Genomic DNA, 21,533 nt, shown 5'->3' on the forward strand with positions numbered 1-21,533 from the left:
ATGGAATTGTTTTAAAAATAACACAACTTTTATTATGATTTGTCTTTTGTTTCAGAATCATTTTGTTCTTTAGACTTTGCATCTTGTGATTCTTCGGCATCTTGCGAAGTGATTTTCTTACGTTCTTCGAAATTCTTTCTACGCTGATTGGCTGCACTTGGTTGTTGTTTACGTTTTTCTTTTTCACGTTTTCTGCGTTCTTTTTTCTCTTGTTTAATACGTGCTTTTTCTTCTGCTTTTTCTTGTTTCAATCTTGCAGCTTCTTCTTGTTTACGGCGTTGTTGTTCTTCTTGCTCAGCTTGTTTTCTTTGTTGCGCTTCGTATGCTTCTTGTTTACGGCGTGCTTCTTCTTCCGCCATACGTTGATTTTCTAATTCTGTTTCATTATCTTGTTGTTTTTCTTGCTCATTCGTTACTGCATCTTTGCTATTTTGGTCTTCGTTGGCAACTGCTTCACCATCTTCATTATATACATTGCTAACTTGACCGAATTCATCTTCAGTACTTTGACTGTCATCTTTAACATTATTGTGTTTTCTTTGCTTATAATTATATTTTGCTTGTCTAGAAAGTACTTGTGGTTCTTCATCAGATGCATTATTTTCAGAGTTTACTTTTTCTGCAACTTCAGAGCTATAACCGCCTCTTCTTATTTGATTATCATTACTTTGTTGTTGTTCTACGTCAGAAGTTTGTTGCTTTTCAATGTATTGAGGTGAGTTCGGTTCTGATTGTTGCTCATAATCTGAAAAACGTTCTTGGTATCCTTCTGCATAATATGCAGGCACCGTTTCTACCTTTTCTTTTCGTGCAAACATCATGATTGCCACGATTAAAAATAGAATTGGGATAATTAGCGGTACAAATAGCAACACTAATGGTAACGTCACTATCGTTGCGACTAAAAATAAGAATCCTGATAAAATTCTTATATTCATTGAAATTAAGGCTAAAAATGATAAAAGCAAACAAACGATGAAATATACTATAATCGCCCACACGCCATTTTGTAGCCATATTACAAATTGGATTGTATTTAATCCATTATTCGCTAATATTTGTTGAATAAAATCATTGCCATTCAATGAAGTCTCCAAATTTTGTATTGATGCTTCACTACTAAATGATACTAGTGCAATAAACATCGTAATAATGGTTAGTAATAATAAGAATATCCAACTCAACCAACCTAATACTTTTTCTGCTAGTCGACTCACCGGGCGTCTAACTTGAGTATATTGCTCTCCTGACATGTCTTTACAACTCCTTATATTGCTTGTCAAACTATTATATCGAATTAACGATAAAATAACTACTAACTATGACTTATTTTAGTGACATTTTAAAATTTAAAAATCTTTCATTATATTCACTTAATGTCTCTTTCCCTAAATCTTTATAAACTTCTAAATTAGCTTGTTCTTCCTTTGTAGGATAAAACCGCTCATCATTTTTTATGCTTGCAGGCAATTGTGCTCTTGCTGATTTATTAGGCGTCGCGTAGCCCACCCATTCTGTATTTTGTTTACTATGCTCTGCATCTAATAAAAAGTTCATAAACTTATAGGCACCTGCTTTATTTTGTGTTGTCTTAGGTATAACCATATTATCAAACCACAGATTTGAACCTTCTTTAGGAACTACATAATCAAATTCTTCATTTTGTTGTACAATTGGAGCTGCTACACCGCTCCATACTACTGCAACATTTGCTTCATGCTGTTCTAACATCATTGAAATTTCATCACCTACTACGCCTTTTACATTAGGACCTAAATGTGTTAAATTTCTCTCAGCTTCTGCTAAATATGATGAATGTGTCTCATTTAAACTATAACCTAATTTATTTAAAGCTACACCTATAATTTCTCTCGCACCATCTACTAATAATATATCATTTTTATATTTCACTTTATAAAGCTGATTCCACGATTCAAAGTTATCATTTGGATATACATTTTTATTGTAAAGAATACCCACAGTACCAAAAAAATAAGGTATTGAATATGTATTATCTTCATCAAATGGCATATCGAGATAATCTGAATCAAGATTTTTCATATTAGGCAGTTTCTCATGATTTAGAGGTAATAACAATTGTTGTCTTTTTAATTTTTGCACTGTATAGTCACTCGGAAAAGCAACATCATAATGAGTGCCGCCATTTTTTATTTTGGCCTCCATCGCTTCGTTTGAATCAAAAGTTTCGTAGACGACTTCAATTCCTGTTTCTTTTTGGAATTGTTTTAACAAACTAGGATCAATATATTCTCCCCAATTATAAATATAAATTTTTTCACCAGTGCTAGAATGATGTTTTGAAGTGAATTTTTGACTGATAAATAAACATATCAAACCAACGATGATAGAAATTATAATTAACTGTAAAAAACGTTTCATTATAATATACCCCGTTTCACTTGTTTTTTATGCTTAAGCACATTTTTAATTAAATAATAACCAAGTATACCGAACATAATCACGACAAATAAAAGTGTAGATATTGCATTTATTTCCATGCTAATACCTTTTCTTGCCATTGCATAAACTTCCACAGAAAGCACACTAAATCCATTACCGGTAACAAAGAAACTGACAGTGAAATCATCTAATGAATAGGTCAATGCCATAAAAAAGCCACCTATAATTGCTGGCATCAACTGAGGTAACATGACCTTATTCAAAACTTGAAACTCCGTTGCACCTAAATCACGTGCCGCATTTAACGTATGGTTATTCATTTCATACAGTTTAGGTAACACAATGATTACCACAATAGGAATACAAAAAGCAACATGTGAAATAAGTACCGTCATCAACCCGAGACCCATACCAGTAAAATGTCCGATTGCTGTAAACATAATCAAAAATGAAGCGCCTATAACAACATCAGAAGACACTAATAAAACATTATTTAATGTAAGTAATGAAACCTTTATTTTTTTATTTTTTAAATGATATAAACCAATCGCACCTAGTGTTCCTATCACAGTAGCAAATGCAGCGGCTAACAATGCTACACCTATCGTATTAAAAATAACAGACATTAACCGGTCGTTACTAAATAATGATTGATAATGTTCTAAAGTAAACCCATCAAAATGAACCATATTACCAGCAGCATTAAATGAATAAACCATTAAAAATAAAATTGGAGCATATAAAACAGCGATTAATATGCCGATATATATTTTTCCATACCATTTCATATGATTCACCTTTTCCCATTCGTAGGTTTAGTATTTGTAATAATTAAGACTAGCGCCATAAATACAATTAAAAACAACGCAATCGTAGAACCCATTCCATAGTTTTGTATCACTAGAAATTGTTCTTCTATCGCCGTCCCAATATTAATCACTTTATTTCCTGCAATTAGTCTTGTAATCATAAAAAGCGATAATGCTGGTATAAATGTGACTTGAATTCCTGTCAATACGCCTTGCTTCGTGAGTGGTATAATAATTTTTCTAAATGTTGTTAGCCTGCTCGCACCTAAATCACTTGAAGCTTGCAAAATATTATTAGGAATATCCTTCATACTATTGAAAATAGGTAAAATCATAAATGGAATGTAAATATAACTTGCTACTATTAAAAACGCAGGAACAGTAAATAACAATTCCATTTTAGGCAAAGATAAAACATTCAATATTTGATTGATAATACCATCATGACTGAATATGCCTATAAATGCATAGGTCTTCAGTAGTAAATTAATCCAAGTTGGTACAATCAGTATAAGTAACCATACATTTTGATATTTAGATGAACTTATAAAATACGCAGCTGGATAGCTTATAAGTAGCGTCATACACGTAATCGCTGCCGCAAAACATACCGAGTCCCAAATCATTTTGAAATATTTGAGTGAAATCAACTTTTTATAATTTTCCAATCCAAAATGTCCTTGTATATCAATGAATGAGAAATAAACAAGAAGGATTACTGGAACAACGATAAATAAAACCATCCACAGTATATAGGGTATAAATAGATATGTATTAATCTTGCGCATGATTTATTTCCTCGTAACTTTGAATACGCTTATCAAATTCAGCTTCACTTTCACCTGGCACCATAATATGAATTGTTTCTGGTTCAAAGTATAAACCCACTTTACTATTAACTTCTGCTTTTTTAGTAGAATGAACTAACCATTTATAACCTTTACTATCAGTACAATTGATTTCATAATGTACTCCTCTGAAAAGCATAGAAACAACTGTCACTTCGAATAAACCTTGCTCTGATTGTACCAAGGATATATCTTCTGGCCTAATCACTACTTCTACTTGCTCTTGTGGTGAAATACCCATATCTACACATTCTAAATCTTGACCATAGATGTTCACCACATAATCCTCAATCATAGTACCCACAATAATATTTGATTCTCCAATAAAATCTGCAACAAAGCGATTTACAGGTTCGTCGTATATATCAGTAGGTGTGCCAAATTGTTGAATTTCACCATTTTTCATTACAAATATATAATCACTCAGCGCTAAAGCTTCTTCCTGATCATGTGTAACAAAAATAAATGTTATACCTAATCTAGACTGTATTTCTCTTAATTCATATTGCATTTGGGTTCTTAATTTTAAATCCAGTGCTGATAAAGATTCATCTAATAATAATATTTCTGGTTCATTCACAATCGCACGTGCAATTGCAATACGCTGTTTTTGCCCCCCACTCATACTTTCAATTGTTCTATCTTCATAACCAGTGAGTTTTACAAGTTTTAATGCTTCTTGCACTTTTTTATTTATGTCGCTTTTGTTCATTTTCTTTAGTTTTAATCCAAAAGCAATATTATCATAGACATTTAAATGAGGAAATAAAGCATAGTCTTGAAATACTGTATTCACTTTGCGTCTGTTTGATGGTATATGATTAATTGTCTGATTTCGATATATAATATCCCCTTCATCGGCTTGTTCAAATCCTGCGATAAGTTTTAAAATTGTTGTTTTACCACAACCAGAAGGCCCAAGTAATGTATAGAAATGACCTGACTCAATATCTATATTGATTTTATTTAATACTGGTATATCATCATAAGCTTTACTTACTGCGCTGAAAGATAATAACGGATTCATTTGTGTTTCCTCCTATAAATATGACGTGGTTGTAACAATCATAACTTGAGTTTCATTTGGTGTAGGATTATGTATTTTTATGACGTGCACTATAATAAAATTTCGCAAAAAAAGCTATATACTGTTTACTTTTATCAAACATTTTGTTTAATGCTTAATAAAAATATCAGAATATAGCTTACATGACAATAGTTATTTTTTCGTTGCGCTAAAAAACGTTTGACTGTTGTCAGTTTGAACTGTTTTAACAGCTTGGTAACTATTATATCCACTACTTTTTTCGAATTCTTTAAAAATCTGTTTTTCTTCTGCTTTCCCAGGAACGATTGTTTTAAATTGCTTGTAGCGATCAATTAATAATTTTCCTTCTACTTCAGATTCATAAAAAGATTCCACAGCATTGAAAAATGACACAACTTGCATCATTTCGTCATTTGACCAATCAAGATCTATTGGATATTGATACTCCATATAAGCATGCCTCCTACTTTTCCATTGAATATTTATAGTTAAAGTTTATTTTAGATATTACATTTTAAAATGAAAAAGGAGCGGGACAGAAATCAAAATTTGATTTCATATTCCCGCCCCCACAAGGCTATCGTTATATCTGTTACAACAATGAAATTACATTGTGTGTACTGGTAAACCTATAGCTTTTTCAGCTGCTTCCATAGACATTTCACCTAATGTTGGGTGAGCATGTACAGTTAATGCTAAATCTTCAGCATTCATACCAGCTTCGATTGCTAAACCTAGTTCAGAAATAATATCAGATGCGCCAGTACCAACTACTTGAGCACCTACTAAAGTATTATCTTCTTTAAGCGTAATAAGTTTAACAAAGCCAGTAGTGTCATCTAATGATAACGCACGGCCATTAGCTGCATAAGGGAATTTAGAAGCAGTAATTTTTAATCCTTCTTCTTTAGCTTGAGCTTCTGTATAACCTACTTGAGCAAGTTCTGGCTCAGTGAAACATACAGCAGGCATACCGATGTAATCTACTTCTGATGCTTCACCAGAGATTACTTCAGCTGCAACTTTAGCTTCATAGCTTGCTTTATGCGCAAGTGGTAAACCAGGAACAATATCACCGATTGCAAAAATGTTTTCAATTGAAGTACGGCTTTGTTTGTCTACCTCGATTAATCCACGTTCTGCAAATTTAAGACCTAATTCTTCTAAGCCTAATTCGTCAGTGTTAGGACGACGACCTACAGTAACTAATACGTAATCAGCATCAATTGTTTGTTCTTCGCCTTTTACTTCGTAAGTTACTTTAACACCGTCTTCAGTTTCTTCAGCAGATTTAGCCATAGCTTCAGTTACAATATCAACGCCTTTTTCTTTCATGCCTTTTTTAACAGGTTGAGTCATTTGTTTTTCAAAACCGCCTAAGATATCTTTAGCGCCTTCTAAAATAGTAACTTCAGAACCAAAGTTTGCAAAAGCAGTTCCGAGTTCAGAACCAATATAACCGCCACCAACAACTACTAATTTACCAGGAACTTCTTGTAAATTTAGAGCGCCAGATGAATCAATTACACGATTTCCAAACTCAAAGTTAGGGATTTCAATTGGTCTTGAACCAGTTGCAATGATCGCGTTTTTAAAGTTATATGTTTGAGCACTTTTCTCATCCATAACACGTAAGCTATTGTTATCAACAAAGTAAGCTTCGCCTTTAACGATTTCTACTTTATTACCTTTTAACAATCCTTCAACGCCACCAGTTAATTTTTCAACTACTGATTGTTTGAATTCTTGAACTTTATTAAAATTAAGTGAAACACTTTCAGCAATAACACCTAAATTTTCTGAGTTCTTAGTTTCATCATAACGGTGTGAAGCGTGTAACAATGCTTTAGAAGGAATACAACCAACGTTAAGACATACGCCACCTAATGTTCCTTTTTCAACGATTGTTACTTTTTGACCTAACTGTGCTGCACGAATTGCTGCAACATAGCCTCCTGGTCCTGCTCCGATTACAATAGTGTCTGTTTCAATTGGGAAATCTCCAACTACCATATTTTACCCCTCCATTAATAATAATTCTGGATTATTCAATAATCGTTTGATGTGATTCATAGCATTTTGTCCAGTAGCACCATCAATTTGTCTGTGGTCAAAGCTTAATGATAATGATAATACTGGCGCAGCTACTATTTCACCATCTTTAACAATTGGTTTTTGTGCAATACGGCCAATACCTAAGATAGCTACTTCTGGGTGGTTGATTACTGGAGTGAACCATTGTCCACCAGCTGAACCGATATTACTAATTGTACATGTAGCATGTTTCATTTCATCTGCCGCTAATTTTCCGTCACGTGCTTTAACAGCAAGTTCGTTAATTTCGTCTGAGATGCTAAACATTGATTTACGGTCTGCATGTTTAACAACAGGCACTAATAGTCCTCTGTCTGTGTCAGCAGCAATACCAATGTTCCAATAATGTTTGTGTACGATTTCGCCAGCATCTTCGTTAAATGAAGTGTTAAGCGCTGGATATTTTTTAAGTGCAGAAACAAGTGCTTTAACAACATAAGGTAAGAAAGTTAATTTAGTACCTTGTTCAGCTGCAACTTCTTTGAATTTTTTACGGTGATCCCATAATTCTTGAACATCAATTTCATCCATTAATGTTACGTGAGGTGCAGTTTGTTTTGAATTAACCATTGCTTTAGCAATTGCTTTACGCATTGCAGGTATTTTCTCAGTTGATTCTGGGAATTCACCTTCTGTAGAAACTGGTGCTGATTGTGCTGCACTTGAAGTTTCTTCAGTTGCTGTAGCTGCGCTTTCATTTGAAGCTGCTTCTCCGCCACCATTTAAGTAGGCGTCCACATCTTCTTTAGTTGTACGGCCATTTTTACCTGAACCTGAAACAGCTTTAATGTTAACACCATTATCGCGAGCATATTTACGAACTGAAGGCATCGCTTTAACGCGTTTACTTTCATCTACTTCTTCGTCTTTAGATGCTTGTGCAGGTGCTTCTTCTTTAGTGCTTTCTTCTGCAGGTGCTTCTGTTTCTTCACTTGCTGAATCGTCACTTTCACTACCTTTGAATTGCATATCTTCTGCATCTGGTGAATCGATTTTTACGATTGTGTCACCAACAACTGCAACAGTACCTTCATCTACTAGTACTTCTTCAATAGTACCTGAAACAGGTGATGGGATTTCAACAACTGATTTATCGTTTTGTACCTCAGCTAAAATATCGTCCTCTTCAATTGTATCTCCAGATTTAATAAACCATTTTACAATTTCACCTTCGTGGATACCTTCACCAATGTCGGGTAATTTAAATTCAAATGCCACGTTATTATCCTCCTAAAAATTCATATTAAGTCAAAAATTAGAAATTGAGCGATGGACAATTAAGTCACTATCTCATGCTCTAAATATAAATTTGGATGAAGTAGGTGCATCAATTAAACTGATATCATCCTACTTCATTAAATATATATTAAAATTCTAAAGTTTCTTTCGCTTTTTCAATGATGTCATTTTTGTTTGGTAACCAAACATTTTCAGCCTGTGTAAACGGATAAACTGTATCTGCCGCTGCAACACGAGCGATTGGTGCTTCTAATGAAAGGATAGAGCGTTCTGCTAATTCAGAAACAACTGTTGCTCCAACACCCGCTTGACGTTGCGCTTCTTGTACTACTACAGCACGTCCTGTTTTTTCTACTGAAGCAACAAGTGTTTCGATATCGATTGGTTGAACAGTACGTAAGTCAATAACTTCTACTGAATAACCATCTTTTTCTAACTCTTCTGCTGCTTTTAATGACTCTTGCACCATTGCACCATATGCAATAAGTGTAATGTCATTACCTTCTTGTTTCACGCTTGCTTTACCAATTTCAATTGTGTACTCTTCTTCAGGTACTTCATCACGGAAAGAGCGGTATAATTTCATATGTTCTAAATATACAACCGGGTCATTACTTCTGATTGCTGAGATTAATAATCCTTTAGCATCATATGGGTTAGACGGGATTACAACGTGTAAACCTGGTGATTGAGCTAAAAGACCTTCTAAGTTGTCAGCATGTAATTCTGGTGTATGAACGCCGCCACCAAATGGTGCACGAATAGTAACGGGTGATTGTTTAGAGTTACCAGAACGGAAACGCGTACGTGCAATTTGTCCTGCTATAGAGTCGAATACTTCAAATACAAATCCAAAGAATTGTACTTCCATTACTGGACGGTATCCTTGAGTAGATAAACCTAAAGCTAAACCACCAATACCAGATTCTGCTAAAGGTGTATCAAATACACGGTCTTCACCGAATTCTTTTTGTAAACCTTCAGTTACACGGAAAACACCACCGTTAACACCGACGTCTTCACCGAAAAGTAAAACATTCTCATCGTTTTGTAATTCGGTTTTAAGCGCGTTGTTAATCGCTTGAACCATTGTCATTTGTGCCATCGGTTACTTCGACTCCTTCTCTTTATAGATTTCATATTGCTCTGCTAAATTTTGAGGCATTTCTTCATACATATTTTCCATCAAGTCAGTAACTTTTTGTTTTTCAGTATTGTCTGCTTCTTTAATAGCAACTTTAATTTCAGCTTTTGCACGGTCGATAACTTCATTTTCTTTATCGCCAGTCCATAGACCTTTATTTTCAAGATATTTTCTGAAACGAACTAATGGATCCTTTTTCTCCCATTCAGAATCTTCATCAGATGTTCTGTATTTCGTTGGGTCATCTCCAGCCATAGTATGTGGACCATAACGATAAGTGATTGTTTCAATTAAAGTTGGACCTTCACCATTAACAGCACGATCACGCGCTTCTTTAGTTGCTTGGTATACTGCTAAAGCATCCATACCATCAACTTGAATACCTGGGATACCAACTGCAATAGCTTTTTGAGCTAATGTAATAGCAGCAGTTTGCTTACTACGTGGTGTTGAAATCGCATAGTTGTTGTTTTGTATAACGAAAATTGCAGGTGCTTTATATGCAGAAGCAAAGTTAATACCTTCATAGAAATCACCTTGTGAAGAACCACCATCACCAGTATAAGTAATTGCTACAGCACTTTTACCACGTTTTTTAATACCAAGCGCTACACCAGCAGTTTGAACATACTGAGCACCGATAATAATTTGTGGGCTTAATGCATTAACGCCTTCAGGCATTTGGTTTCCTTTAAAGTGACCTCTTGAGAATAAGAAGGCTTCAGTTAAAGGTAAACCTTGCCAGATTAATTGTGGAACATCACGGTAACCTGGTAATATAAAATCTTCTTGTTCTAAAGCATATTGTGAAGCTAATTGTGAAGCTTCTTGTCCTGCTGTCGGAGCGTAGAAACCTAATCTCCCTTGTCTGTTTAATGAAATAGAACGTTGATCAAGAATACGTGTCCAAACCATTCTCTCCATTAATTCAACTAATTGCTCGTCTGATAAATCTGGTACTAGATCTTCATTAACGATGTTACCATCTTCATCCAAAATTTGGATCATTTCAAATTGAGATTCAGTATCTTTCAATACTTTCTCTGCATCGAATTGGGCTTTCAATTTCGGAGCCATTCAATTCACCATACCTTTCCCGTATAATAGAAACTTATTTTATCCTTCAATATTGTACCACAAAACTGTTACACTGTTAAATAATTTGAAAAAGTTCTGTAATACTTACGACAAGTACAGTTTTTAATCTGTACCACTGTTTTTCATGGCGCTGTACTATTTAAAAACTAAGTCGCTATAAAGTAATTCCCTTAAAAATGTAAGCGCCCTCATAACTTATGCTATAACGTAGCAATTTAAAATTCAAATTTACCGCTTTATAATTTAAGAAAGGTTATCTACATCTTCTTTTTCTTTGTTCACTTTATTCATTGCATCTGAGTATTTTTCAAATGCTTTATTCATGTTTTTATATGCTTTCGAAACTGCTTCTGCTTTTTTGTCTATTTGTTCTTGATTCACTTGATCACCTGAAGTATAGCCAAACATATCTTTTTCCTTATTCAAAATGTTTTTATATGCTTTGGCATATTCATCATGTGCTTTGTATTTATCTTTAAGCGCTTGATTCAATTGTGTCACTTCTTTTTTCTTATCATCATCACTTATATTATCGACATGCTTTTCAGCTTTTTCAAATTCTTTTTCTGAGTTATCTATAGCTTCTTCTTCTTTTTTAAATGTTTTTTCTCTTTCTTCAACATTGTCCACGACTTTTTTCGAAGTATCCTTCACTTCTGCTTGGTCTTTACCATTAATTTTCTCTACTAATTTTTGCTTGTCTTGTTCAAGACTATTTAACTTCTTCCCTACTGAAGACACAGGTTTCTCTTCATCAAATGCTTTTTGTACTTTTTCGTTATAATCTTCTATTTCACCTTTGTCTGTTGTACACCCCGCTACTAACATTGTAGAAGCGAGTATCGCACCGATGCTATACTTTAATTTCATTTTTTGAGAAATCCTCCTTTATTTGTGTGTTATATTATATAATATTTTATAAGAAATCAAATGTATCACTGTATTTTAAGCGTTAAACTTTGGTATATTTTATATTAAGGAAGGTGTATGAACAAAATGATAACAATGAAAGATATTATCCGAGATGGTCACCCAACACTTCGTGAAAAAGCAAAAGATGTAACAATACCGCTTTCTGACGAAGATCGTGAAACTTTAAAATCTATGCGCGAATTTCTAATTAATAGTCAAGATGAAGAAACAGCTAATAAGTATGGACTTCGCTCAGGAGTAGGCCTTGCTGCTCCACAAATTAATATTGCAAAAAAAATGATAGCAGTCTATTTACCAGATGACGGTGATGGCAAAAGTTATGATTTAGCATTAGTTAACCCTAAAATCATGAGCCACAGTGTTCAAGAAGCATATTTACCAACTGGCGAAGGTTGTCTAAGTGTAGATGAAAACATTCCAGGACTCGTTCACCGTAAATATCGAATCACAGTAAAAGCAACAGATATAGATGGTAATGACGTAAAATTACGTTTAAAAGGTTATCCAGCTGTTGTCGTTCAACATGAGATAGACCATATTAATGGTGTAATGTTTTATGATCATATTGATCCAAATAATCCACTTACACCACATGAAGATGCAGTAGAAGTTTAATCTATTAAAAATAAAATGCCGTTAGCACTTTGAGAATTTCTCATTAGCTAACGGCATTTTTTACATAAAGTCATCTCTACGTTCAGTAAATGGTATATCTAATTTTTTAAGTTCTGTCTTTAAGTCGTTTAATTCTTTAATGTCTATAAATTCTGGATCATGATTATGTTTGACGTAATTTTGATCGCCATTTACAGTATCAATTATTTCATTATAATTAAAAAACATGATTACTTGTTCTGTACGGATTTCAAAAGTGATATCTTGAAATATTTTATCGTGTCGTTTTTTTTCTCGTTTAACATCTTCTATAATTCTTTTTACTCGATCCATTTCTATCACCCTTACCCATCTATCATTTCTATAATTAATAATAACTCCCTTTCATCATAATTAACTTTCAACGTGCACTCAAGTTTTATGATAATTTTTTGCAGCTTTTTTACATAACTAAAGATTTGATTTTGCAGATTAAATATTAATTATAATAAAAATGAAATTATTTGTACTTATTAAAAGAGGTACTAAAGATAAAACTGCTTTATTTATTCTACTACATCATGTAAAATGAGAAATAACTGAAAACATATGAATCATAGTGTTTGTAGTTTTCTAAACGAACGAACTGAAGATCTCCCTAGAAACATACTAAGCAAAAAACTAGTATGTTCTATTTATATACAGTATTAGTGTCCATGCATAATTAGAAGTGCAGTTAATTTCAAATAACCAATGGGTACTTCAAACTTTTATATTACTAGGGTTTTAATATAAAAAATTAAAAATCAAACATGATTTTAGGAGGAAATATATAAAATGGCAGTATTTAAAGTGTTTTTTCAAAAAACCAAAGAAGAAGTAATTGTACGTGAACACACACAAACAATTTACGTTGAAGGACAAACAGAAGAACAAGTAAGAAGATATTTAAAAGATCGTAATTTTAACATTGAATTTATTACTAAATTAGAGGGCGCACATTTAGAATATGAAAAACAATCAGATCACTTCAATGTGGAGCAAGCTGAATAATGAAACAAATTCATAAAAATGAAGTTGCGGTTTATGCTCTTGGTGGCTTAGGCGAAATTGGTAAAAATACTTATGCCGTTGAGTATCAGGACGAAATCGTTATTATCGATGCAGGTATCAAATTCCCTGATGATAATTTATTAGGTATTGACTATGTCATTCCTGATATTACTTATTTAGAGCAGAACCAAGATAAAATTGTTGGTCTGTTTATCACTCACGGACATGAGGACCATATAGGTGGTGTGCCCTACCTATTAAAGCAAATTAATGTGCCTATATATGGTGGACCATTAGCTTTAGGTTTAATCAGAAATAAATTAGAAGAACATCATTTATTAAGAACTGCAAAACTTATTGAAATTGATGAAAGTAGTGTCATCAAATCTAAACATTTTGAAGTTTCATTCTATTTAACTACACACAGTATTCCAGAAGCATATGGTGTTATCGTTAATACGCCAGAAGGAAATATTGTTCATACGGGTGACTTCAAATTTGATTTCACACCAGTTGGTGAACCAGCAAATATAGCTAAAATGGCAAAATTAGGTGAAGAAGGCGTCCTTTGTTTGCTTTCTGACTCTACCAATTCACTTGTACCAGATTTTACTTTAAGTGAACGTGAAGTCGGCCAAAATGTTGAAAAGATATTCCATGATTGTAATGGACGAATCATATTCGCCACATTTGCATCAAACATCTATCGTGTTCAACAAGCAGTTGAAGCTGCAATTAAACACAACCGTAAAATTGTTACATTTGGTCGTTCAATGGAAAACAACATTAAGATTGGTATGGAATTAGGCTATATCAAAGCACCACCAGAAACGTTTGTTGAACCAAATAAAATTAATACCGTGCCTAAGCATGAATTATTGATTCTATGTACAGGTTCTCAAGGTGAACCAATGGCAGCATTATCTAGAATTGCCAACGGTACGCATAAACAAATTAAAATCATCCCGGAAGATACAGTTGTATTTAGTTCTTCACCTATTCCAGGTAATACGAAAAGTATTAATCGCACAATAAATTCACTTTATCGTGCCGGTGCAGAAGTTATTCATAATAAAGTATCTAATATTCATACTTCTGGTCACGGTTCTAAAGGCGATCAACAGTTAATGTTACGTCTGTTACGTCCTAAGTTCTTTTTACCAATCCATGGTGAATACCGTATGCTAAAAGCGCATGGTCAATCAGGTGTTGAGTGTGGCGTTGAACCAGATAATGTATTTATTTTTGATATAGGTGATGTCTTAGCACTGACACATGATTCTGCTAGAAAAGCTGGTAGAATACCATCAGGTAATGTATTAGTTGATGGTAGTGGTATTGGTGATATCGGTAATGTAGTTATTCGTGATCGTAAACTATTATCAGAAGAAGGTTTAGTGATTGTTGTTGTAAGTATAGACTTCAAAACAAACAAACTACTTTCTGGACCTGATATTATCTCACGTGGTTTTGTATACATGCGTGAATCTGGACAATTGATTTATGATGCACAACGTAGAATCAAAACGGATGTTATTTCAAAATTAAATCAAAACCCAGAGATTCAATGGCATCAAATTAAATCGTCAATCATTGAAACGTTACAGCCTTATCTATTTGAAAAGACTGCACGTAAACCAATGATCTTACCAGTCATTATGAAAGTAAATGAAGATAACAACCAATCATTTGCTAAGAAACCTAGCCCTAAAAATGACAAACCTAAAAACAACAACACGAAAGCACCAGCAAAAAATCCAAAACCTAACAATCAAAACAAGAAAAAAACAATAACAATAACAATCCAAAACCTAAACCTAAAAAAGATGAAACAAATCAATCATCTGAATCATAGGTCTTATAAACAGTCCACACATTGTCAAAACAATGTGTGGACTGTTTTGCTATGACTAATCTATTTCATAAAAACTGAACATTTTACTACATAAAAGCAATTCCATAATTTCTACTGCTTAACATAGCACTTTTTAACCCTTTTACCATTTATTAACACACCTCGTTTAATTAATAGTATTTTTATGTGGTTTTGAACTAATAATCTTTATTAAAGTTGAATACTTGTTTATTTCTTTAGCTGTTATATCGATGTTATTTTCATATTCATTCAATTGTATTTTTAAGCATTCAAACAGTTCATCTGGTGGGAGTGAGACAGAAATCTAATTTTTCTAACAAGATTTCGTCGTCCCAGCCCAGCAAAGTTAACTAGAAAATGGAATACAAAAACTTCAACTCTTGCATAAGAACCACTTTCCTTCATAAATGAAGTAGTATTTCTTTAAAAGATTGACAAAAGCGCATTTTCAGTTCAGTCAGCCACTGACACTGCCAATATAATAATCGAAATAATAAAAAGAAGCCTCCAATTTTGGAGACTTCTTCAATATTACATTGTTAGCGAACTACTTTTTTCTCAAAACGATTTAAGTCATTATCATGCCCTATCATAATTAATATATCACCGATTTCAATACTAATATTAGGATCAGGAGAAACTAAAATTTCTTTACCTCTTTTTATAGCAATAATACTTATCCCGAATTGTGCTCGAATATCTAATTCTATAATGGTTTGGCCAGCCATTTTTTCGCTCGCTTTAATCTCTACAATTGAATGTTCATCTGCAAGTTCTAAATAATCTAACACACTTGCACTTGCGACATTGTGAGCGATTCTTCTTCCCATATCTCTTTCTGGATGGACAACTGTATCCGCACCAATTTTATTCAAAATTTTTGCGTGATAATCATTTTGCGCTTTAGCTGTTACTTTCTTAACACCTAACTCTTTTAAAATTAGCGTTGTTAATGTACTTGATTGTATATTCTCACCTATTGCTACGATAACGTGATCAAAATTTCTGATGCCTAAACTTTTCATAACAGCTTCATCTGTTGTATCAGCAATGACAGCATGTGTGGCAATATCACTATATTCATTTACACGTGCTTCATTCATATCAATTGCCATAACATCCATATCTAATGCATTAAGTTCTCTTACTATACTGCCACCGAATCGACCTAAGCCGATAACCACATACTCTTTGTCCATATGCGTCCTCCAATTTAAAAAATCACGGATAAGATAGCTACTCATCAGCCTAAGCAAGCGAATGAATAACTATCATTACCTCATTTTAAAAAATTTATTTATTTTTTTCCTTCAACATAATCTTTGTCGAAAACAAATAATCTTAATAATAATATTAACGATGGAATGAGTAAAAGTAAACCTAAAACAAATGCAATAATTAAAGCAATGGCCATGTTACTATTAACGACACCTTCATCTATACGAACATATGGGTATAAGATGTATGGCATTTTGCTGGCGCCATATCCGAAAAATGCAAATGCCATTTGTAGTATAACAAGGATAAATGCAAATCCGTGCCATTTTTTTATTAATGTAAGTACCATGACACCTATAAAGCTTATAAAGCTTAGTAGGAACATCCACCAATAATCAGTTACTGCGCTTAAGAAATGCGCTTCGTTTTGTAGTCTTAACGATACAAATACGAATAATGAAATTGCGATCATCGGCGGTCCCCAGAACAAGAACCAATATCTTAATAAATCATATGCTGGTTTATCTTTAGCTTTTGAAGCATAGTACGTAAGGAAGCCTGAAGAAATATATAGCACTGATATAACGGCTAAGAATACGACAGACCATGAATAAGGACTCAAGGCTAATTCAAGCCAGTTCAAATCTATATTATCACCTGAACCTGTAATAAAGCCCCCTTCTGATATTGTTAGCGTTGTAGCAAGCGCAGCTGGAATAAACAATCCTGACAAGCCGTACATTGCTAACCAAATGAGTTTTGAATCAGGTCCATAATTTTCAAATGCGTAAAAACTACCTCTAATTGTTAGTAATATTAATGCAATTGAAGCTGGTACGAGTAGTACGGTACCAAAGTATTTCGCTGCATCAGGGAAAAAACCTACGATGCCAACGAAAAAGAATACAAAGAATACGTTTGTTACTTCCCACACAGGATTTAAATAACGACCTATTAAATGGTTAATTTGTTTATCTTGTTTAGTCACTTTTGCGTGAAGTGTAAAGAACCCAGCACCAAAATCAATAGAGGCGATAATAATATAAGAGAATAAGAATATTCCAAGTACTGTAATACCTATATAAGCAAATATCATTACTCATCACCTCTTTCTGGTGTATTTTCTTCTACATCTTTATATGCTGGTTTATTACTGAACATCCGAATTAATACATATGCGGTAGTCACGATTAATATTATATATAAGATACCGAATAATATTGTCACGAGTGTTAAACCACCTGCTTGAGTTGCAGCATCAGCTACTTTAAGGTAGCCACGAACCAACCATGGTTGACGACCTTGTTCAGTTAAGAACCACCCAGCTTCTATTGCAATCATTGCTGCTGGTCCAGTTAACAATGCACCATACAACATTGGTTTTGAATAAGTGAATTTGCGTAACTTCTTAAATATAAGTGTTAATATAAACGCACCTGATATAATCAAGCAGAATACACCCATAGAAACCATAATATCAAAGTAATAGTGTACAATCATCGGTGGATGCAGTTCTTCTGGAAACTCATTTAATCCTTTTACTTCTGTGTCTGTATTATTATCAGCCAAGAAACTGAGTATGCCAGGTATTTTTATGGCACCGGATACTTCTTGTGTTTCTTCATCTAAACTACCAAAGAATATTAAATCTGCATTGGACTCTGTTTCAAAGTGCCATTCATAAGCAGCAAGTTTTTCTGGTTGCTCTTGATGTAGAAACTTAGCTGATAAATCTCCAGCTAACATAGAACCTAAAGTAAATACTACGCCAAGAATCATCGTTAGTTTCAATGCTTTTTTATGATATTCTGTGTCTTTTTTGAATTTATTTTTCAATAATTTAAATGCAGCAATTGCAGCAAGTACAAATGCCATCGTCATAAGTGCTGTAGCAACAACGTGGAATGATCTAATTAAGAATGATTCGTTAAACATTGCTGCCCAAGGTTGGACGTTAACCATTTTCCCATCCTTCATTTCAAAGCCAGCTGGTGTATTCATAAATGAATTGACCGCTGTAATGAAGAATGCTGAGAATGTACCACCTATAATGACAGGAATACTAATAAGGAAATGAGTCCATTTACTCTTAAATCTATCCCATGTATATAAATAAATACTTAAGAAAATTGCTTCAAAGAAGAAAGCAAATGTTTCCATAAATAATGGTAATGCAATAACATGACCGCCCATTTGCATAAAGGTTGGCCATAATAGTGATAATTGCAGTCCAATAATTGTTCCTGTCACAACACCAACAGCTACCGTAATGGTATATCCTTTAGACCATCTTTTGGCTAATGTTATATATTTTGGATCATTTCTTTTTATACCTAAAAATTCAGCAACAGCAAACATTAATGGCACGCCCACACCAATCGTTGCGAATATGATATGAACCGCGAGTGTCATCGCAGTTAAAAAACGGGCTAATTCAACTGAATCCATAATATCACCTTTTTTATTTATTTGTGACAAAAATCACAACGTTCATTCATTATAAACTGCTTTACGTTGTATTGAAATAAGTTGCGTTCAAAATATAGTGACAAATTAATGACCACTTGCATGTAAGTCAAAGATTTGTAATAATTTAAAAAGTTTCTTATATTAAAGTATATCGAATTTAAAATAGGAAGGACGAGTTTTAATGGATAAAATAATAATTTATACGCAAAATGAATGCCCACCTTGTACTTTCATAAAAAACTATTTGTCAGATAAAGGCGTCTCATATAGCGAAAAAAACATCTCAAATTCCCAATATAGAAATGAAATGATAGACTATGATGCTTTCGCTACACCTTTTATCTTGTTGAATAATGAGCCAATGTACCAAATTGACATTGATAAAATCAACCACACTTTAAATATAGAATAGTTATCAAGCAATGTAGCCATTCTACATTTGAATTAGTAAATCTTTCACTTTCTAAACTATATGATTTTTAGTGTTATTACAAAGTTACTGTTTAACAACATGAAATGACTTATTACGTTAATTCTAATTTTTTTGAATTTATAGCAAAATAAAAAAGCTGATAGCCCCACTATAAATGGTCTATCAGCTTTTTTCGAACTCAAATGTTCAATTATTATTTAGCATATTGCTCAACTAGTTCTTGTACTTCTTCAGAAGTTGCACAATTAATTGCTCTTTGTGACAATTCTTCCATTTCATTTTGGCTTAAACCTTTGATTTGACGACGGGCTTTAAGCACTGATGTAGCACTCATTGAAAATTCATCTAATCCTAAGCCTAATAATAATGGAATAGCGATTTCGTCGCCTGCCATTTCGCCACACATACCAGTCCATTTACCTTCTTTATGTGATGCTTCGATCACTTGTTTTACTAAACGTAAAATTGAAGGATTGTATGGTTGATACAAGTAAGAAACGCGTTCAGACATGCGGTCAGCCGCCATTGTATATTGAATTAAATCATTTGTTCCTATACTGAAGAAATCAACTTCTTTTGCGAAGACATCTGCTAATGCAGCAGTTGAAGGAATTTCAACCATGATACCTAATTCAATATCATCAGAAACATCTGTACCTTCTTGTTTTAAGTTTTCTTTTTCTTCAAGTAATAATGCTTTAGCATCACGGAACTCATTGATTGTTGCAACCATTGGGAACATGATATTTAATTTACCGTAAACAGATGCACGTAATAATGCACGAAGTTGTGGTCTAAAAATATCAGGTTGGTCTAAACATAAACGAATCGCACGATAACCTAAGAATGGATTCATTTCTTCAGGTAAATTTAGATATGGTAACTCTTTATCGCCACCGATATCTAATGTACGTACAACAACACGTTTATCTTCCATCGTTTCTAGAACTTTTTTATAAGCTTCGAATTGTTCATCCTCAGTAGGCATTTCATCTCTACCCATATATAAAAATTCCGTACGATATAAACCAATACCTTCTGCACCATTTTCAATAACACCTGTTAAATCATTAGGTGTACCGATGTTTGCAGCTAATTCAGCATGTTTACCATCAATTGTTTTTGTTTCTTCATTGCGTAATTTTTGTAATTCCTTTTTATCTTCGAAGAAACGTTCACGCTTATTTTCATAAGCGATTACTTCATCATCTGTAGGATCAATAATTACTTCGCCTGTTAATCCGTCAACGATAATCATATCGCCTTGTTTAACGTCTTCAGTAATAGATTTTGTACCTACAACCGCAGGTATTTCTAAAGAACGGCTCATAATTGCTGAGTGTGATGTTCTTCCACCAATATTTGTTACAAAGCCTTGTACGAATTCTTTATTTAACTGAGCAGTATCTGAAGGCGTTAAATCGTTTCCAATTATAACAACGCTTTCATCAATGATACTAGGATTTGGTAACTCTACACCTAAAATATGTGCTAACACACGTTTAGAAACGTCACGGATATCAGCAGCACGTTCTTTCATGTATTCATTATCCATATTTTCAAATATAGTAATGAATTGTCCAGTTACTTCAGATAATGCAGTTGGTGCGTTAACTTGGTCATTTTTAATCTTGTCTTCAATCGGTTGAATTAACTCTGGATCATCTAAAACTAATAAATGAGCATCAAAAATCGCTGCTTTATCAGCACCTAGATTTTTTTCAGCATTATTTCTTATTTTTGTTAACTCAACTTTAGATGTTTCGATGGCGTCATTGAACTTAGCAATTTCAGCGTCGATATCTGTAATCTTTTCACTATTATATGAAAGATCTGGTTCAACTAATAAATATGCTTTAGCAATAGCTACACCATCAGATGCAGCAATGCCATTTATATAGTTAGTCATATTATTTAGTTAATCCTTCTTTAGATAAAATCTCAGTGATTGCTTCGATTGCGTCTGTTTCGTCGCTACCATCAGCGTAGATAGTGATTTCAGCATCTTTACCTACACCTAAACTCATAACACCCATGATTGATTTCAAGTTAACTTTTTTACCGTTATATTCTAATTGAATATCTGAATCAAATTTTGAGGCAGTTTGAACAAGCATTGTCGCTGGACGAGCGTGAATACCTGTTTCATCGATAATTACATATGATTTTTGTTCCATAATTTATTTCTCCTTCGTATAGTTAGAATCGTTAGTTTATTATAAAACCTAACAAAGTTTTATATAATAAGATTACCAA

Annotated in this window: 21 protein-coding genes; 4 read left to right on the forward strand and 17 right to left on the reverse strand. The window is 33.4% G+C overall.

The annotated features are described in order from the left end of the window. Positions 1–32: 32 nt before the first annotated feature. The 11 genes from auxB to AOB58_RS04570 all read right to left on the reverse strand — a co-directional run bounded on the left by auxB (position 33) and on the right by AOB58_RS04570 (position 11,571). The gene (gene auxB, locus AOB58_RS04520) at positions 33–1,253 is read right to left on the reverse strand and encodes a lipoteichoic acid stability factor AuxB (RefSeq protein ID WP_046465178.1); all 1,221 of its coding nucleotides are present in this window, start codon (positions 1,251–1,253) and stop codon (positions 33–35) included. 73 nt (positions 1,254–1,326) lie between these two features. Next, complete coding sequence (locus AOB58_RS04525) at positions 1,327–2,400, reverse strand: ABC transporter substrate-binding protein (RefSeq protein WP_021338658.1); 1,074 nt, start codon at positions 2,398–2,400, stop codon at positions 1,327–1,329. Further along, the gene (locus AOB58_RS04530; protein ID WP_021338657.1) at positions 2,400–3,209 is read right to left on the reverse strand and encodes an ABC transporter permease; all 810 of its coding nucleotides are present in this window, start codon (positions 3,207–3,209) and stop codon (positions 2,400–2,402) included. Before AOB58_RS04530 ends, AOB58_RS04525 begins: the two co-directional genes overlap by 1 nt. Positions 3,210–3,214: 5 nt before the next feature. Next, positions 3,215–4,018, reverse strand: coding sequence for an ABC transporter permease (locus AOB58_RS04535; RefSeq protein ID WP_021338656.1), 804 nt, complete (start codon positions 4,016–4,018; stop codon positions 3,215–3,217). Continuing rightward, positions 4,005–5,105 carry an ABC transporter ATP-binding protein gene (locus AOB58_RS04540; RefSeq protein WP_021338655.1) on the reverse strand — a complete coding sequence of 367 codons (1,101 nt, stop codon included), beginning with the start codon at positions 5,103–5,105 and terminating at the stop codon, positions 4,005–4,007. Before AOB58_RS04540 ends, AOB58_RS04535 begins: the two co-directional genes overlap by 14 nt. 192 nt (positions 5,106–5,297) lie before the next feature. Beyond that, complete coding sequence (locus tag AOB58_RS04545) at positions 5,298–5,576, reverse strand: UPF0223 family protein (protein WP_021338654.1); 279 nt, start codon at positions 5,574–5,576, stop codon at positions 5,298–5,300. 156 nt (positions 5,577–5,732) lie between these two features. Beyond that, the gene (lpdA, locus tag AOB58_RS04550) at positions 5,733–7,139 is read right to left on the reverse strand and encodes a dihydrolipoyl dehydrogenase (RefSeq protein ID WP_021338653.1); all 1,407 of its coding nucleotides are present in this window, start codon (positions 7,137–7,139) and stop codon (positions 5,733–5,735) included. 3 nt (positions 7,140–7,142) lie between these two features. Next, a complete protein-coding gene (locus tag AOB58_RS04555) occupies positions 7,143–8,438 on the reverse strand; it encodes a dihydrolipoamide acetyltransferase family protein (RefSeq protein ID WP_002508002.1) in 1,296 nt (431 codons plus the stop codon). Between the two features lie 148 nt (positions 8,439–8,586). Then, complete coding sequence (locus AOB58_RS04560; protein ID WP_002508003.1) at positions 8,587–9,564, reverse strand: alpha-ketoacid dehydrogenase subunit beta; 978 nt, start codon at positions 9,562–9,564, stop codon at positions 8,587–8,589. 3 nt (positions 9,565–9,567) lie between these two features. Beyond that, entirely contained in the window at positions 9,568–10,680 is a 1,113-nt protein-coding gene (pdhA, locus tag AOB58_RS04565; RefSeq protein ID WP_021338652.1) for a pyruvate dehydrogenase (acetyl-transferring) E1 component subunit alpha, read from the reverse strand. A 264-nt stretch (positions 10,681–10,944) separates the two neighbouring features. Beyond that, complete coding sequence (locus AOB58_RS04570) at positions 10,945–11,571, reverse strand: YkyA family protein (protein WP_021338651.1); 627 nt, start codon at positions 11,569–11,571, stop codon at positions 10,945–10,947. A 126-nt stretch (positions 11,572–11,697) separates the two neighbouring features. On the opposite strand from AOB58_RS04570, the gene def reads away from it, so the two are divergent. Beyond that, positions 11,698–12,249 carry a peptide deformylase gene (def, locus tag AOB58_RS04575; RefSeq protein ID WP_021338650.1) on the forward strand — a complete coding sequence of 184 codons (552 nt, stop codon included), beginning with the start codon at positions 11,698–11,700 and terminating at the stop codon, positions 12,247–12,249. 60 nt (positions 12,250–12,309) lie between these two features. On the opposite strand, the gene AOB58_RS04580 is transcribed toward def, so the two are convergent. Further along, positions 12,310–12,582: a hypothetical protein gene (locus tag AOB58_RS04580; RefSeq protein WP_021338649.1), complete on the reverse strand. Its 273-nt coding sequence runs from the start codon at positions 12,580–12,582 to the stop codon at positions 12,310–12,312. Between the two features lie 483 nt (positions 12,583–13,065). On the opposite strand from AOB58_RS04580, the gene AOB58_RS04585 reads away from it, so the two are divergent. Together AOB58_RS04585 and rnjA are read left to right on the forward strand one after the other, a co-directional pair. Beyond that, positions 13,066–13,281: a DNA-dependent RNA polymerase subunit epsilon gene (locus AOB58_RS04585; RefSeq protein ID WP_002508008.1), complete on the forward strand. Its 216-nt coding sequence runs from the start codon at positions 13,066–13,068 to the stop codon at positions 13,279–13,281. Beyond that, positions 13,281–15,191, forward strand: coding sequence for a ribonuclease J1 (gene rnjA / locus AOB58_RS04590; protein WP_237283171.1), 1,911 nt, complete (start codon positions 13,281–13,283; stop codon positions 15,189–15,191). The genes AOB58_RS04585 and rnjA overlap by 1 nt, the downstream gene beginning before the upstream one ends. A 505-nt stretch (positions 15,192–15,696) precedes the next feature. Here the strand turns inward: rnjA and AOB58_RS04595 are convergent. The 3 genes from AOB58_RS04595 to AOB58_RS04605 form a co-directional block, all read right to left on the reverse strand. Further along, the gene (locus AOB58_RS04595) at positions 15,697–16,356 is read right to left on the reverse strand and encodes a potassium channel family protein (protein WP_002508010.1); all 660 of its coding nucleotides are present in this window, start codon (positions 16,354–16,356) and stop codon (positions 15,697–15,699) included. 98 nt (positions 16,357–16,454) lie between these two features. Further along, the gene (locus AOB58_RS04600) at positions 16,455–17,471 is read right to left on the reverse strand and encodes a cytochrome d ubiquinol oxidase subunit II (protein WP_021338647.1); all 1,017 of its coding nucleotides are present in this window, start codon (positions 17,469–17,471) and stop codon (positions 16,455–16,457) included. Further along, positions 17,471–18,823: a cytochrome ubiquinol oxidase subunit I gene (locus AOB58_RS04605; RefSeq protein WP_002508012.1), complete on the reverse strand. Its 1,353-nt coding sequence runs from the start codon at positions 18,821–18,823 to the stop codon at positions 17,471–17,473. The genes AOB58_RS04600 and AOB58_RS04605 overlap by 1 nt, the downstream gene beginning before the upstream one ends. Before the next feature lie 202 nt (positions 18,824–19,025). Here AOB58_RS04605 and AOB58_RS04610 point away from each other — a divergent pair, with 202 nt between their 5' ends. Beyond that, positions 19,026–19,256, forward strand: a complete 231-nt coding sequence (locus AOB58_RS04610) for a glutaredoxin family protein (protein WP_002508013.1) — start codon at positions 19,026–19,028, stop codon at positions 19,254–19,256. Between the two features lie 214 nt (positions 19,257–19,470). Here the strand turns inward: AOB58_RS04610 and ptsP are convergent, their stop codons facing one another. Together ptsP and AOB58_RS04620 are read right to left on the reverse strand one after the other, a co-directional pair. Further along, positions 19,471–21,186 carry a phosphoenolpyruvate--protein phosphotransferase gene (ptsP, locus tag AOB58_RS04615; protein ID WP_002508014.1) on the reverse strand — a complete coding sequence of 572 codons (1,716 nt, stop codon included), beginning with the start codon at positions 21,184–21,186 and terminating at the stop codon, positions 19,471–19,473. A 1-nt stretch (position 21,187) separates the two neighbouring features. Continuing rightward, positions 21,188–21,454, reverse strand: a complete 267-nt coding sequence (locus AOB58_RS04620; RefSeq protein ID WP_002508015.1) for a phosphocarrier protein HPr — start codon at positions 21,452–21,454, stop codon at positions 21,188–21,190. Between the last annotated feature and the right edge of the window lie 79 nt (positions 21,455–21,533).

Origin of the sequence: Staphylococcus sp. AntiMn-1, assembly GCF_001663395.1 — a bacterium.
GTDB lineage: Bacteria > Bacillota > Bacilli > Staphylococcales > Staphylococcaceae > Staphylococcus > Staphylococcus equorum.

Coding starts and splice junctions, on each gene's coding strand:
- AOB58_RS04530 (WP_021338657.1), bottom strand. CDS start 3,209: ATGAAATGGTATGGAAAAATATATATCGGCATATTAATCGCTGTTTTA.
- AOB58_RS04570 (WP_021338651.1), bottom strand. CDS start 11,571: ATGAAATTAAAGTATAGCATCGGTGCGATACTCGCTTCTACAATGTTA.
- AOB58_RS04540 (WP_021338655.1), bottom strand. CDS start 5,105: ATGAATCCGTTATTATCTTTCAGCGCAGTAAGTAAAGCTTATGATGAT.
- ptsP (WP_002508014.1), bottom strand. CDS start 21,186: ATGACTAACTATATAAATGGCATTGCTGCATCTGATGGTGTAGCTATT.
- rnjA (WP_237283171.1), top strand. CDS start 13,281: ATGAAACAAATTCATAAAAATGAAGTTGCGGTTTATGCTCTTGGTGGC.
- pdhA (WP_021338652.1), bottom strand. CDS start 10,680: ATGGCTCCGAAATTGAAAGCCCAATTCGATGCAGAGAAAGTATTGAAA.
- AOB58_RS04580 (WP_021338649.1), bottom strand. CDS start 12,582: ATGGATCGAGTAAAAAGAATTATAGAAGATGTTAAACGAGAAAAAAAA.
- AOB58_RS04620 (WP_002508015.1), bottom strand. CDS start 21,454: ATGGAACAAAAATCATATGTAATTATCGATGAAACAGGTATTCACGCT.
- AOB58_RS04525 (WP_021338658.1), bottom strand. CDS start 2,400: ATGAAACGTTTTTTACAGTTAATTATAATTTCTATCATCGTTGGTTTG.
- AOB58_RS04600 (WP_021338647.1), bottom strand. CDS start 17,471: ATGATATTTGCTTATATAGGTATTACAGTACTTGGAATATTCTTATTC.
- AOB58_RS04610 (WP_002508013.1), top strand. CDS start 19,026: ATGGATAAAATAATAATTTATACGCAAAATGAATGCCCACCTTGTACT.
- auxB (WP_046465178.1), bottom strand. CDS start 1,253: ATGTCAGGAGAGCAATATACTCAAGTTAGACGCCCGGTGAGTCGACTA.
- AOB58_RS04605 (WP_002508012.1), bottom strand. CDS start 18,823: ATGGATTCAGTTGAATTAGCCCGTTTTTTAACTGCGATGACACTCGCG.
- AOB58_RS04545 (WP_021338654.1), bottom strand. CDS start 5,576: ATGGAGTATCAATATCCAATAGATCTTGATTGGTCAAATGACGAAATG.
- AOB58_RS04585 (WP_002508008.1), top strand. CDS start 13,066: ATGGCAGTATTTAAAGTGTTTTTTCAAAAAACCAAAGAAGAAGTAATT.
- def (WP_021338650.1), top strand. CDS start 11,698: ATGATAACAATGAAAGATATTATCCGAGATGGTCACCCAACACTTCGT.
- AOB58_RS04560 (WP_002508003.1), bottom strand. CDS start 9,564: ATGGCACAAATGACAATGGTTCAAGCGATTAACAACGCGCTTAAAACC.
- AOB58_RS04535 (WP_021338656.1), bottom strand. CDS start 4,018: ATGCGCAAGATTAATACATATCTATTTATACCCTATATACTGTGGATG.
- AOB58_RS04595 (WP_002508010.1), bottom strand. CDS start 16,356: ATGGACAAAGAGTATGTGGTTATCGGCTTAGGTCGATTCGGTGGCAGT.
- lpdA (WP_021338653.1), bottom strand. CDS start 7,139: ATGGTAGTTGGAGATTTCCCAATTGAAACAGACACTATTGTAATCGGA.